Annotated in this window: 6 protein-coding genes and 1 pseudogene; 1 reads left to right on the top strand and 6 read right to left on the bottom strand. The window is 33.7% G+C overall.

Features of this window, described 5'->3' with window-relative positions; translation table 11 throughout:
- Nucleotides 1-174 precede the first annotated feature (174 nt).
- From FF125_RS22380 to FF125_RS18450, 6 genes and pseudogenes are all read right to left on the bottom strand, one after another.
- Nucleotides 175-346, bottom strand: a pseudogene (locus FF125_RS22380) (IS1634 family transposase); the annotation flags it as partial.
- Nucleotides 310-462, bottom strand: a complete 153-nt coding sequence (locus FF125_RS21995; protein WP_175418960.1) for a hypothetical protein — start codon at nucleotides 460-462, stop codon at nucleotides 310-312. The gene FF125_RS21995 and the pseudogene FF125_RS22380, both read right to left, overlap by 37 nt.
- 197 nt (nucleotides 463-659) lie before the next feature.
- Complete coding sequence (locus tag FF125_RS18435; RefSeq protein ID WP_138951250.1) at nucleotides 660-2,471, bottom strand: arylsulfatase; 1,812 nt, start codon at nucleotides 2,469-2,471, stop codon at nucleotides 660-662.
- A 308-nt stretch (nucleotides 2,472-2,779) separates the two neighbouring features.
- The gene (locus FF125_RS18440; protein WP_138951252.1) at nucleotides 2,780-6,121 is read right to left on the bottom strand and encodes a VCBS repeat-containing protein; all 3,342 of its coding nucleotides are present in this window, start codon (nucleotides 6,119-6,121) and stop codon (nucleotides 2,780-2,782) included.
- Nucleotides 6,122-6,267: 146 nt separating this feature from the next.
- Nucleotides 6,268-7,782 carry a RagB/SusD family nutrient uptake outer membrane protein gene (locus FF125_RS18445; protein ID WP_138951254.1) on the bottom strand — a complete coding sequence of 505 codons (1,515 nt, stop codon included), beginning with the start codon at nucleotides 7,780-7,782 and terminating at the stop codon, nucleotides 6,268-6,270.
- Nucleotides 7,783-7,804: 22 nt separating this feature from the next.
- On the bottom strand, nucleotides 7,805-10,807 hold the full coding sequence (locus FF125_RS18450; protein WP_138951256.1) for a SusC/RagA family TonB-linked outer membrane protein: 3,003 nt from the start codon (nucleotides 10,805-10,807) through the stop codon (nucleotides 7,805-7,807).
- An 876-nt stretch (nucleotides 10,808-11,683) separates the two neighbouring features.
- On the opposite strand from FF125_RS18450, the gene FF125_RS18455 reads away from it, so the two are divergent.
- Nucleotides 11,684-14,560: a glycoside hydrolase family 2 protein gene (locus FF125_RS18455; RefSeq protein ID WP_138951258.1), complete on the top strand. Its 2,877-nt coding sequence runs from the start codon at nucleotides 11,684-11,686 to the stop codon at nucleotides 14,558-14,560.
- Nucleotides 14,561-14,580: the final 20 nt, after the last annotated feature.

The raw sequence follows: 14,580 nt of genomic DNA on the forward strand, positions 1-14,580 counted from the left end.
AAATTTGTATTTTCCTTTTTTCCTGACTTCCGCATTTTAACACCCAAAATCAAAAATGAAAAATTTTAGCAATAGTTTTGTGTTCATCTGTTAGTATCAAGGTTTTTTTGATGTACTCATTTTGTTGTGGATTATATACTTCTAATTGGAATATACTTTGTAAAATATCAATTACTTTTTCTGCTGATAAATCGGTTTTTCGTTTTTTAAGTATTCTTTCCAACTCTTTATAAACCTTATAAGCTACAAAATTCAAACAAATATGCGCTTCTATTCTACGCTGTAAACGATGATATATAGGGCGAACTTTTAAATCTGTTTTGCTAATCCTAAAAGCTCTTTTGATCCCGTGTGCTCATTAATCCAGTTTTCGGCGATCTTTATCAATTCTGTTTCCTGTCCAGATGTTTTATAAGAGCCAAAACTTTTTAAAACCTTGTACTTGCCAGTGGATTTATCCACAACCTGAATATAAGTGTATCCTTTATTATGTTTTAACCTACGAATAAACATCAAAACGAAGGTAAAAAATAAATTTAACACCCAAAATAGAAAAATTAAAAATATTAAAGTATTGAACTACAACATATTAGATCCTTGCAGAATGGAAAATCTAAAAATGTGCGGAAGTCAGGTGTTTTTTTCATGTTTTAGAGTTATTATTGTTTTGTAACATATACATAATTAGCATTGAACTGCTTTCCATCTATTGTTTCAAACCAAGATTTAAATTTGTATTTTCCTTTTTTTAGCTTAATGCTGATACTAGCTTTTTTCATAGTAGCATCCACTTTTAATTCTTTTTGTTGATTACCAATTAAAATTCCTGCATTTACAATTGGTAAAGCTGCAGCAGCGGGAAACTCAAAAACAGTAGTATTTGGAATGGCTTCTCTTTTTGTAATACCCTCGGTTATCTTTGCAGGGATTTCTTCCGGCCAACGAGCAAGCGCAAAAGTGTAGGTAGCATCTTCTAAAATTTCAATGGTATGATAACCATTGTACACCACACCTTCTCTTTGTAGAATTTGATTCCAAGGCATTTCTTGCTTCTCATCATCGGGATGTGCATCATGGATAAATAAGGTGGTTTTCGGACTTTCTTTTGAACAAATAGGAATATACGCTGTTTTCTTTAAAGCTGGTTGTAAACTTTTCCACCAGGTATCATAACCCGTTCTCAATTGCTGTTTAATTTCAGGAAATTGTGTTGCAACATTTGTTTTTTGAGCAGGATCGCTATTAATATTATACAACTTATCTCCATCTATCAATCTCCAATCTCCCATCATGGTAGCCGACATTTGCCATTTTTGAGCAACTTCTTCCCGCTGTGAATCTGTTACAATAATTCTATTTTCAAAATTCTTCTGGTTACCGTTTAATAAAGGAATCAAGCTGACACCATCAAAATGTGCAGATTTTGGCTTTTTTAAATGCAATAAGTCTATTAAAGTTGGTAAGAGATCAATATGTGCGGTAAGCGCTTCTATCTCATTTACTTTTTTCAATTGCCCTCCTTTATACTGCATAAAAAGCGGCACACGATGACCACCTTCTAACGGACTTCCTTTTCTACCAGACATACCTGCATTATATCCTTTTACTAATTCTCCGTTTTTAAACGACATTCCATCTGCTCCACCATTATCTGTTAAAAAAATAAGCAAGGTATTTTCTTCTAAATGGTTAGAAGTTAGAAAGTCTTTTAACTTTCCTATATTTTCATCAATATTTTCAATCATACCATAAAAGGCCGCATTTGGAATTTTAGGATTGTCTTTATAGCGTTGTGTATATTTATCAGCTACAAATAGCGGAGAATGAGCGGCATTAGTCGAAATATAACAAAGAAATGGTTTACCAGCTTTTTGTTTATCTAACATAAACTTTTTGGCATTATCAAACCAAATATCGGTACAGTACCCTTCAAACTTTGTTGGTTTTCCATTTTTTAGGTACGTATCATCAAAATAATCATTATCCCAATAATCGGATTGCTGTTGTACGCCACCTCCACCATGCGTTATGACTTCTTCAAATCCTCTATCCTGTGGACGATAAGGGTAGTTATCGCCTAAATGCCATTTTCCAAAAAGTCCGGTTGCATAGCCATTGCTCTTAAAAATATCTGCCATGGTTACTTCGTCAGCGTACATAATAGATCGACCAGCAATGGTATGCCAAGCTCCTGTTCTATTGGAATAATGTCCGGTTAATAATGCTCCCCTTGTTGGAGAACATGTGGGACTTACATGAAAATTGGTAAAGCATGTACTTTTATCGTGTAGCTTATCTAGATTCGGAGTGTGCAAATAAGGATTCCCGAGAGCAGCAATATCTCCATAACCTTGATCGTCTGAAATAACAATAACTACATTCGTTTTTTGTTGTGAGAATATGTTATTCGTAGTTATATGAACTAGAAAAATAAACAAAATTGAGATTTTGGAAAGCGTTAATTTAGTCATCGTCAACTTTATTAAAAATTACTATCTACCGAAATTAAATAAACTCTTACAACTATGCTAGGTACACAAACTTTTGTTACTTTAATTGAATCATATCTTGTAGTAAAAAATTTAAAAGTGCCAAATCTCGCTAGAAAATGAATAAAACCGTCATTTGGAATCAAGCTTTTTCGTAATGAGGCAATCTTTAGAATATCACTTTGAGTAAAATCCTGACAGATAGCTAAGCTCCCTAAGTCGCTTGTTGATTAGGTAAAAATCAACTTTTAAGACAGCCTCTTTATCATATTAAAATTTAGCAAAAAATGTCAATTCACTTTGAACATTTGATGTTTACTATTATTATTTATGACTAAAACTAGGTTGCCTAAAGCGCTTTTTAACTCCAGCATATTTCTTGTATCTTTTGGAGCAAAGAAGCCCGAATCTTGGTTAGACAAAAAACTAAAACTATGGTTAGAATTTCCTACTAATAAAGATCCAATTCCAGCATCAGCTCTTGTAGTTTCCACTTCTGACTGAAAGTTATTTCCAACAAACAGTAAATCCATTTTGTTATCGTGATTAAAATCAGCATAAATAATTCCATTTATTGGAGATTTCTGTAGTTCATTCGAAAAAGATTCAAAACTAAAGTTACCGTTACCATCATTTCTAAAAATTCCCGATCGGAATTCATTTACAGAAAAGTGAAGGGCACTTTTAACACCTTCCCCTAGAATTCCTACCAAATCTCTATTAGCAAAATCTCCATACGATTTTATTTTATTTGCCAAGTGTGGCATTTGCTGCGCCGTACACCCTTTACCTCGAATAGGAACTTCTTTGTCATCAACATATTTGGCAAGCATAATATCTTCAACTCCGTTAAAATCAAAATCTTTAGTATAAATTTGAAAGGGCTTTTCTTTAGAAGCATGGAATTTATAATTCAAGCCAAGATTACCAGCAATAATGTCTTGATCTCCGTCCTTATCAATATCGGCAACATGTAATTTATTCCACCAACCTGTGGTTTCAGCAAGAGTTTTAAAACTAACACTTTTTATCAATTTATTGTCCTGATTTAAAAACACTTGAATTCCCATCCATTCACCAGTAACCACCAAATCTAATTTTTCATCTTTATTCATATCAGCCCAAACAGCATCGGTAACCATACCGATTTGCTCTAATTCTGGTGCTGTTGTAGCTGTTACATTACTGAATTTACCTTGATCATTATGAAGCAAATAACTAGTAGGTGCATATGGGTATTTATTTGGAATCACTCTTCCGCCAACAAACAAGTCAAGATCTCCATCTTGGTCATAATCACAAGCTTTTACAATAGAACCCGCTGTTGTCATTTCTGGTAAACTTCCATTTGCCTTTATAAAGTTTCCGCTTCCTTGATTTAGGTACAACCTATCTTGTAATAATTCTACAGTTTTAGAAAACTCATAACTTCCGCTTACAACATACAAATCTTGATCTCCATCATTATCTGCATCAAAAAATAAGGCGCCAACGTCTTCTGCTTGTTTATCTGCTTCAAAAGCAGAAATTGGTTTAACTTGAAAACTACCATCTTTTTGACTTAGCAATAATTGCCCAACCTGATTATGACCTCCTCCCAAGTAAATATCATCAAAACCATCATTATTTATATCTTCTTTTGCCACAGCAGGACCTGTTTGGGATAATTTATGCGGCAATAAAATTTGCGTTTCAAAATCATTATAATATGGATCTATATGTTTAAAGTCAAATGGAATTTCGGTCACTAAGGTCTCATTTTGTACTGGTACAATTTCTTGAATTTTAGCATCTTCATAATTAATTTGAAGCACTTGATTCGTTTTAACTTTGGGAAGAATTTGTTTTTTACCATCTAGCCAAATAACTTCTAACTTTTCAATAACATCCTCTTTTTTTAATCCGAAATGAACTTTGTTCGAAACCGAAGATAAAAACCCTCTTGAATTGATCAATTGTCTTGTTTGAATTGTTTTATCTTCTAAATACAACTTAAAAAATACTCCATTGCCAAAAGTATTTTCTGAAGGTCCGTTACATGAAATCTGTAAATAATTACCAAGACCTTTTTCAATGGCGTTATTTTTTAAAACAGTGGCATTTTCGTTAATATTATTCACGACTATATCCAAATCTCCATCATTATCTAAATCGGCATAAATTGCCCCATTTGAAAATGTTGGAATAGAATCAGTCCATTTTGTGGAAGTATCTTCAAATGTTAAGTCTCCATTATTCTTAAAAAAATAATTGACCAATTTCTGTTGTGGCAACATTTGCGAAAACTTAAGAAAATCTTCTTTAGTTGGTTTTCTATTGTTTTTTTTTAGAATTGCTAGTATTTCATTGTTTTTATCTTTATCAATAACATCTCTAAAAACACCATTGGTAACATAAATATCTGTATAACCATCTAAATCAAAATCTGCTGAAAGAAGCGACCAACTCCAATCGGTATTACCAATGCCTGCCAATTGTGAAATTTCACTAAATGTGCCATTTCCATTATTTAATTGAAGCATGTTATGCATATACTGGTAATGATAATTACTAGCTACCATTTGCTCAAACATGGGTATAGAAGTCATGCCCATTGTTGTTTTTGATCGCACATAATCTTGTGGATTCATATCTAACGTAAGTACATCTTCTAAACCATCGTTGTTTATATCTGCCATATCACCTCCCATACTGTTAAAAGACATATGTTTAACCGTTTTATTTCTACTTTCAGTAAAGGTGCCGTCTTGATTATTGATATACACAAAATCTGGCATATTAAAGTCATTGCAAACATACACATCTAACCAGCCATCATTGTTTAAATCGCCCACTTGTGGATTTAAACCAAAACCCAAATCAGGCATTATTCCAGCTTTAATTGATACATCTTTAAAATGACCATTACCATCATTTTGATACAATTTATCGCTACCTTTTGCTGCAATAGTTTCTGGACTAGTTTGTACTGCTATTAAATCTAAAACTTCCATTTTTCTAGTCATATCAGGTGTGTTAGAAATATATACATCTAAATCACCGTCATTATCATAATCAAAAAAAGTCGCTTGAATACCTCTGTTTTCATCGGCTAGACCAAATTCAGCTGCTTTTTCTGTAAACGTCAAGTCGCCATTGTTGATGTACAACATATTAGCGAATTTTTTATTATCCGAATTTGAACCTCCTCGAACGATATAAATATCTAAAAATCCATCTTGGTTTACATCGGCCACAGTTACCCCTGAATCAAAACCTTCTCTTTTCTCAATACCAGAATTTTTGGTAATATCTTCAAACTTAAAATCTCCTTTATTTAAGTATAATTTGTTATCAAAAGTGTTTGAAATAAAAAACAAATCAACAAAACCATCATTATTAAAGTCTGCGGAAGCTACACCTCCTCCAATATAAGCATACATGTATTGATAATAGTTCGCATCAATGGTTTCAACCATTTTATTATTAAATTCAATACCCGATTCTTTTGATGCTATCTTTGTAAATAACATTTTTTTCTGTAAATCATTCTCTTCTATTTCCTGCTTTTTGTTTTTATCTATACATGAAAATAATACGAAAAAAGAAATGAAAATACAGCTTTGAAAAAAAGACATTTTTTTACAACTCATAATATATGTAATTTTTTAAAAATTGTTTTCTAAATTTAATACATTTTCCATAAAAGTTAGCCATTTTCATATAAAAACAAACGGGAAGGCTTTTAAAAGCCTTACCGTTTCATAAAAAAATTAACTCAAAATTAACTCTATTTTTACTAATTATTTGGGTCTAAATTAGGGTTCAGATAAATCTCTGCTTGTGGTATTGGAGCAAAATAATTATCAGTAGACGTTGATCCCAGTAACGGATTTCTAAGTGGTATGTTTGGATCAAGAGGCGTTCTTCTTACATTATTTAATGCTTCTTCAACTTTCTCCATTCTCACTAAATCTGCATATCTCAAATACTCCCCAGCAAATTCCCATTTTCTTTCCGTAAATGCCAATTCTCCTAAATCACCAGAAGTCAAATCTACACTTGGGTCTGGTGTATTGAAAGGTTTACCTGCTGCTCTTCTTCTAATTTTATTTAAAGCTTCCCATGCATCAGCACTACCTGAACCTGATCTACCAGATGCCTCGGCATAATTCAATAATACCTCCGCATAACGCATATAAAAATCATTTCTATCGGTTGACCATGCTGATAAATTCAAATCACCCACCGGACCAGTAACCTTTTTAATTATTGGAAACTGCAAAGAAGTAGTACCTTTCCAGTCTATATCTGTTCTATAGGTAGCTTCTTTTCTTGGTCCTTCAGGAAAGTCTTCATAAAACCGAACTTCACCAAAAGTTTCTGCCCAGCCTCCATTTTCAGGTGGCATACCTAATATACCATATTTTCTATTCGCTTGACCTAAAGCATCGCTATAAGCTATCGTCCATACAGATTCTTTATTAAATCGATTATCAACTTTCCATAAATCTTCAAGATCTTCTAATAATCCAAATCCATGAGAGCCACTATTGTCAATTACTTCTTTCGCAACTGTTGCTGCCTCCCCATATTTAGAATTATCTTTTACAGGAAACCCTGCCCAAGTCATATACAAACGTGAAAGTATTGCTTTTGCACTTCCTTTGTTTGGTCTTGGAGCACCAGGCTGAACCCCTGGATAAATATCAGGTAGTAAACCTTCTGCTTTCAACAAATCTGATTCCACTTGTTGATACACTTCTAATTGAGTAGCCAATTTAATATCTATTTCAGGAACTGAGGTTAATGGCAAAGGAATTCGCCCATGAATTCTTGCCATATGCAAGAAAAGCGTTCCTCGCAAAAAGTAAACTTCACCCAACAATCTATCATACGCTTGGGTATCAGTTACCTCCATATCTACCGAACTCTCTATAACATTATTTGCCGCTCTAATCATGGCATAAACATCTCTCCAGTTACCTACCGTTCTGTTATTTATTCCTGACGGAACCATTTGGTCATACTCTCTAAAATCTGCCTTATTGGATGCTATATGGGTAGTCATATCATCTCCAGCCCAACCAAACACATTAAATGTTGTCCATTGTGCAGCATTTCTTAATTGAGAATAAATACCTGTTACACCTAGGCTAAATTCTTCTAAAGAGGTGTACTTACCAGGAGCTAATTGTGATATTGCTGGATCTTCATCCAAATCTGCACAGCTATGTAAGAAAAAAGCGACTGCTATTGCGAACACAATTCTAGCTGCACCCATTTTTTTTATCTTTCTATTTGTTGTATACATATCTTTTCTTTTTTGAATTAATTTAAAAACCAAGTTTAAAACCTACCGTAAATGTTCTAGGATTTGGGTAAGCACCTGCATTTATACCAGCCGCAACATCCACATTACCTGCATTATCTGCTGGTCTAGAAGTATGCTCTGGATCATACCCTGTATAGTCTGTAATCATAAATAAATTTTGACCTCCTGCATATATTTTAAGACTATTGATAAAACCTAAATCTCGAAGCGTATAGCCTATGGTCAAATTTTGTAATCTAATAAAACTTCCATCTTCAACATATCTAGTAGAACCATTGATATTATCTCCTCCTGCCGGAATATCTGTTTCATTTGTTGGTGTCCATTGGTTTAATTGTTCAACCGATAAAAAACTTCTTTGGTTACCTGTTGCTCCAACAATCATACCTTGAACGGTATTGTAAACATCAAAACCATGAACGCCTTGAAAGAATATATTCATATCCCAATTTTTATAGGTCAAGGTATTATTAAAACCCCAAAAAGTAGTTGGTGTTCCATTACCAATTGCACTAAATATTACATTTCCATCTGTATCTCGTTGATATTTTGCATCCCCTGGAATTCGACCATATATAGCCGCCTCTGTTGCTTCAGCTGTCTTCCAAGTTCCTAAGAAAGTGGCGCCTTGAAACTGACCAATAGGTTCTCCAACTTGAATAATATTCCATGTTTGACTTTTCCCATCTGTACTACCAAAAGTACCTTGAATACTTTCTACACCACCTAAGTCAACCACTTCATTCTTTACATAAGAAAAGCTAAAATTAGACTCCCAATTAAAATTGTCGCCTTGAATGATACCACCTCCCAAAGTAAGATCAATTCCTCTGTTTTCTACTTCACCAATATTTCGTGTTATAAAACCACCACCATTAGTAGTTGGCACAGGAACATCTAACAACAAATCTTCTGTATTCTTTTGGTATAAATCCATAGAGAAATTAGCTCTCCCGTTCCAAAAAGCTAAATCTACACCAAAATTAAGCTGCGTCGTAGTTTCCCAAGTTAAATCAGGGTTACCATAACCCGCTGGGCTTGACCCTGCAGATCTGGTAGAACCGTCAAAAGGATAAGATGAATTTGCATTCACACTTGGGTAGGTACTATATGGGGCTATATCTTGGTTACCCACTTGACCCCAACCTGCTCTTACCGCAAAATCAGTCAACACATTTCCATTATTTATAAAATCCATTTTTTTTAAGCTATATTTTAAAGCAACAGATGGAAAATATCCAGTATTTTTATCACTTCTAAATCTAGAAGATTGATCCATTCTAATGGTTCCTGTAACATATAGGCTCTCATCATAAACATAAGAAGCTCTTCCCATTACAGATTGAATTGCCGATTTATTATAACCGTTGAAAATAGATTGTCCGCCAGCTAACTCTCCCAAATAAAAACCATTTGGCACTGCTAAGTCTTGCGCACTATAACCATTACTTCTATTCTCAAAATCTGAAAATTCATATACCCCTGTTGCAGTAATATTATGCTTACCAAAAGTCTTTGCCCAAGTTAAAATATTACTTACTTGGTATCCTGTTGTTTTACTTCCGTTATAAGAAGCATCTGGAGCGGTAAAATCTATAACATAATTCTCACTAGTATTATTAACCGCAGAAGCTCCAACTACTAGCCCATAAGAAAGACCATCTATAATCTCATAGTTAAGATTTACATTAATATTCAATCTATCTTCAATAAATTCTAATTTACTTCCATTCATGTTAGCAATTGGGTTGTAATTTAATGAAGCAATACCTTTTGATGAAAATGTGTTATATCCTCCCTCTGCATTAAAGATAGGTGTGGTTGGATCCCAACCCAAAGCCTTAACTACTTCACTACCTTGAAAACTTCTAAAGCCATCAATATTATTTATTGTTGTAGCTCTGACAGCGAAAACATTCAAGCCTACTTTTAACTTGTCATTAATCTCTGCATCCACATTGCTACGAATAGAAAATCTTTCATAGCCTGTTTCAATAACAAGTCCCTCTTGATTTACATAGTTACCAGATAAAAAGTAGCTTATCTTTCCTTCAGAACCACTAGCTGACAATTGTGCATTTTGGGTCATACCTTGTCGAAAAAAAGCTTTTTGATAATTAGTACCACCATTTTGTTCAAAACCTGCAATTTCTTGATCTGTAAAAATCGGATTACCACCTACTCTAATCAATCTCGAATTTTCAATCTTCGCAAAATCTGCAGCACCCAATGTTGGTAAATATTCAGGTACGTTATCGAAAGACATAAAATATTCTGCGTTAATTTTACTTTTTCCTCTACCCTTTTTTGTTGTAATTAAAATTACCCCGTTAGAGCCTCTAGATCCATAAATAGCAGTTGCCGAAGCATCTTTTAATACATCCATCGAAGCGATATCACTAGGGTTAATAGTACTTAAATCTCCACCGATTACCCCATCGACAACTACTAACGGATTGTTATTTCCATTAATAGAGTTAACACCCCGAATTCTTACTTTTATTGCTGCACCTGGCTGACCACTTGACTTTGAAACAGCAACACCTGCTGCTCGACCTTGCAAGGCATCCTCTGCTCGCGTTAACGGCTGATCTTCGAAAGATTTTGCTGTAACCTGTGATACAGATCCTACAACATCACTTTTCTTTACGGAACCATAACCCACTACAACTACTTCATCTAGAGCTTGCGAATCGCTAACCAACTGAACATCAATAGTTGTTTGACTTCCTACAAGTATTTCTTGCGTTTTAAAACCAAGAAAAGAGAAAATTAGTACATCGTCTGGCGACGCTTCTAAGCTATACTCTCCGTCAAAATCGGTTGTGGTACCCTTTGAGGTACCTTTAACTAAAATACTTACTCCTGGAAGTGCCAAGTTTGTGTCGTCTAAAACTTTACCTGTGATAATGCTTTGCGCATATCCTGATAAAGAGATAAAAGTAAAGAGAATAAAGCTAACGAAAAGCTTTCGACTCAGTAATCGTTTTTTCATGTGTTTCATAAATTTAAGTTTTGATTATAAGTAAGTTTGCCTATTATTAATGGATAAAAAACTTCTTGCAAGGTCTTTTAACATAATCACAAAGAATTATTCAAAATTAACCCATAGTAGCACTATATTAACATCACATTAACTTTTCTCAACTAGATAAAAACTGAACAACACCTCTAAATACATTATAAAAACAAACATAAAATGCTGATTTTCTTTTGGTTAACCAATTTACGATTGGCTATTATAAAGACCTCAAAACACCATATGTATTCAAAAACTAACCATATGTCACATTATTAAAATAGAATTATTACCTAATTCATGTATAATCTATATGATTTTTGAACAGAAAAGGGTGCTTTTTTTTAAAAAACAAATAAGATTTTAACCTCCTAGTGTAGATATCGATTCGTAATAAAGGATTATAAATTCAAGTTAAAATCGCACTTTTTATTGAAATGTCTGGCAACCATGATTAAACGAATTGAAACTGAGTATATTAATGGTATTAAAATCAATGTACTTTAGGTATTTTTGTAATACTAGCCCTAACTTAGATTTGCTATAATGATTAAATATTGAATTTTCGGCAATTTGTCACCTTTTAGGGTCGGGGTAAGCAAATTGCCGAAATTCGATTATTTTTACCCTGACCCTAAAGGGAACAATCGGATTTTCTTCGTATAGATTAATGAGAGCCCGTTTCAGCAATTTAAGTCACAATATTATCGCTCAATTAAACTAGAGCCTTTGTAATTAAACTTAAAAACTATATCTACCTATAACTGTAATCTATTTTTAACCATTTGTTACGTTTATAAAATCAACTGTATTAAGAGATATTGTTTTAGTATAGTATTTTTAAAAAATAAAATCTCGGTCATGTCTAAAATACTTTTACCAATCGTTTTGTCTTTTTTTATTTTCGGTCTCAAGGCACAAACCTCAAATTTACCTGTTGGCTTTCCCAGTACGGATCGCACCAAAATCAACCTAAATTTAGGTTGGAAATTCCACTTAAGTCAGCCAGAAACCAATCCTGGAGCAATTGATTTTGATGATACTTCATGGGAGAAAGTTGCTATACCACATACTATGCAACTCTTTAGCTATGAAATGGATAGCGTTAAAGAATCTTGGATTCAAAAAGAATATTTACGAGATATTGGTTGGTATCGCAAAACGATAAACATAAAAGCAAATTCTTCTCAAAAAGTGTTTTTAGAATTTGAAGGAGTTCACAATGCTACCGAACTTTGGGTTAATGGAAAAAAAGTAGGCAATTACGCCATCAATGGCTACGTTCCGTTTGATTTTGACATTACCAATTATGTAAATTTCGGACAGAAAAATACCATTGCCATAAAAGCAGATAATAGTTATGATGAAACCATCGCTCCTGATCCACATCGTACAGATTATGTGAAATTTGGAGGTCTCTATCGAGATCTTTATCTAGTAACAACAAATAAACTGCACGTTACTTACAACTGGGAAGATTTTGATGCGGGAGTTCATATTACTACCCCAACTGTTAATAAAAATAACGGAACCGTTTCTATAAAAACTACGGTAAAAAACGAAAACTCAGAAGCGAAAAATTGTACTATTGAAACGAACATTATCAATGCCGAGGGTTATGTATTAAAAAAATTAATGGATACCATAAGTATATTGCCAAATACCAACTATACTTTTCGACAAACTAGCGGCATAGAAGAAGACTACCATCTTTGGTCACCAGATACTCCTTATCTATATAGAATAAATTCTATTATCTATGAAGATGATAAAGCTGTAGATTTTGTAGAAAACACGTTTGGTTTTAGAAAATTTTCTTTGGAAAAAGGAAAAGGTTTTGTTCTAAACGGAGAACCTATATTTTTAATTGGTGCTAATCGGCATCAAAACTATCCAATTATTGGAGATGCTGTACCTAACTCCTTTCATTACCAAGAAGCATTACAGTACAAAAAAGCAGGTATAAATATTATTAGATTATCCCATTATACACAAGACGATGCTTTTATTCAAGCATGTGATGAACTAGGCATTATAGTATATGAAGAACCTTCTACTTGGATAGAATGGGGAGACGCTGTGTGGTTTTCAAAATTAGAAGCAGCAACACGCAGCATGATTAGAAATCATAGAAACCATCCTTCTATTGTATTTTGGGGCGCAGGAATTAACCATCGCGGACCTGTGCCAAGAATGCAGTATGTTGCCAAAGAAGAAGACCCATTTCGTTTGACCGCATCGGCTTCAAGCCCCTGGAATGGCGTTAAAAATGAAGGTGTTACAGATGTTCATGCCACCATGGATTATCGTAGAAGCGAATTTCCTGAAAGTGCTTTTACCATGGTCATGGAACACGGAAGCTCTCCAAATAGTGAAGTAAATCAATTTCATATCTCTAGATATAAAGGAAATAAAAATAATTTCGCTGCTATTGCTTGGCTAGGCGCAGATTACAATCATCTTCAACCTAATATTATTGATAGCAGATGGAGTAGAGATTATATGACAACTTATGGCATTTTATCCGCTTATCGAGTTCCGAAACCCGTATATTATTGGTATCAATCGGAATTAGTTGCTAAACCAATAGTTCATATTGCAGATGAAACCGCTTCAAAAGAGGGTAAAGTTTTGGTATTCAGCAATTGTCAAGAAATAGCATTGTACCATAACAATGTACTTATCGCAAAACAATTACCAGATAATGAACTAACGAAATCAAATTTAAAACATCCTTCGTTTACCTTTAGATATAATTGGACGGACGGCACAATAAAAGCTATTGGCTATTCTAATGGAGAAAAAATAACAGAATTTACACGGACCAAAGAATTAGAACCGAATCATATCGAATTAAAACTAAGAAATACAGATAACTCTTTGTTTGCCGGAGGTTCAGATTTACGAATGCTTCATGCTTATATCGTAGATAAAAACGGAGAAGTGGTAACAAATGCGGATAATAAAATTACTTTTTCCATTTCTGGAGAAGGAACGTTGATTGACAATGGTAAAATAGATGTAAATCCGGCAAGAGCTTATAACGGAGTTGCTACCATATACATTAAAGGAAAAGAAACCGCCGGAAAAATTGTTGTAACCGCAAAATCAAAAGGGTTAAAAAGTAGTACTATTACCTTAAATACCAAAGCTTTCTTTGAGGATGAAATCGCTGCAAATGCAAAAGCTATTTATGACTTTCCTATAGAAAAAATAGACATCGGTGGCGTAAAGCAATTGGTACAATTTGAATGGCAAGAATGGACTGGGACTTCAGACAATGACTTAACATATGCGCTTAAAGATTATAACGCTACCGTAGAATTCAGTGCTACAAACAAAATTAATTGGTTGGGAGATACCGCCATGCTAGGCGATTTAAGTTTTGTGGGCACCGATGGTTTGTATATAGAAGAAGGGGTGTTAAAAATGACTATTTCTAATTTACCTAAAGGGAATTACCAATTAGAATCTTTTCATCATACAAGAAGAAATGATGCTAAAATGACGAATACTATTAAAGTCACAATTACCGACGTAAATGGAAATTTTTCACGAACATCTAATGATCATATCGTAGATTATTATTTGCATGATAATACAGGCGAAAGAAAACCTTTAAGTATAGTATCGACCTTTTCTTCAAACGGAATAGATCCTGTTAGTATTGAATTTCAGGATAGTGAGTCTAGTAAAGATATTTGGCTAAATGGTTTTATTCTAAAAAAAGTACACTAATAATTATTTCTATTTATTAG

Source organism: Aureibaculum algae (genome assembly GCF_006065315.1).
In the GTDB taxonomy this organism is placed as follows: domain Bacteria; phylum Bacteroidota; class Bacteroidia; order Flavobacteriales; family Flavobacteriaceae; genus Aureibaculum; species Aureibaculum algae.

Excerpts from the sequence above, each read along its gene's own strand:
- FF125_RS18455 (WP_138951258.1), top strand. The coding sequence starts at position 11,684 with ATGTCTAAAATACTTTTACCAATCGTTTTGTCTTTTTTTATTTTCGGT.
- FF125_RS18440 (WP_138951252.1), bottom strand. The coding sequence starts at position 6,121 with ATGAGTTGTAAAAAAATGTCTTTTTTTCAAAGCTGTATTTTCATTTCT.
- FF125_RS18450 (WP_138951256.1), bottom strand. The coding sequence starts at position 10,807 with ATGAAACACATGAAAAAACGATTACTGAGTCGAAAGCTTTTCGTTAGC.
- FF125_RS18445 (WP_138951254.1), bottom strand. The coding sequence starts at position 7,782 with ATGTATACAACAAATAGAAAGATAAAAAAAATGGGTGCAGCTAGAATT.
- FF125_RS18435 (WP_138951250.1), bottom strand. The coding sequence starts at position 2,471 with ATGACTAAATTAACGCTTTCCAAAATCTCAATTTTGTTTATTTTTCTA.